At 64.9% G+C, this 496-nt stretch carries 1 pseudogene; it reads right to left on the reverse strand.

Annotated elements, in window-relative coordinates:
* Positions 1–280: 280 nt before the first annotated feature.
* Positions 281–496 (reverse strand): annotated as a pseudogene (locus tag B4M62_RS00005) (OsmC family peroxiredoxin); the annotation flags it as partial.

The following is a 496-nucleotide window of genomic DNA, read 5'->3' on the forward strand; positions in this document are numbered from 1 at the left end:
GACACCCCGAGGTCGAACGGGGGGATCCGTGGCGGCGAGGCCGCCTGCGACGTCGACCTCGGGTTCGATGTCGGAGTGTGATCAGCCGGACGGGCAGACGTTCGTCGGTGCCGTCATCCGGTCGAATTCAAGCTGTTCGGGTCCGTGGCCCGTGGCACGCACGCCCGGGATCTGCTTTTGCGTTAGTCGACGCGGTCGAGCGCAACCTCCAGATCATCGGCGAAGCGGTGAACCATCACCTCGCCGACGGCTGATCCCCTAGCGCGATTGGCGCCGCCGGTCATCGCGATGTCACGAACGCCTCGTGGTGAACGGGAAAGTTCACTGAGTTCGCGATGAAGCACCATTCATGGGCCTGGTGATGTGCTGCGGCTGCCGCTTCGTGCATGGACGCATCAGCAACGACGACGCGCGGCCGTAACGTCACCTCACGGAAGGCGCCACCGCCGAGGCCGTCTTCGACCATCACGCCGGTCGCTTCGTCTTCATAGTCCAC

Origin of the sequence: Gordonia sp. UBA5067 (assembly GCF_002414845.1) — a bacterium.
GTDB lineage: Bacteria > Actinomycetota > Actinomycetes > Mycobacteriales > Mycobacteriaceae > Gordonia > Gordonia defluvii.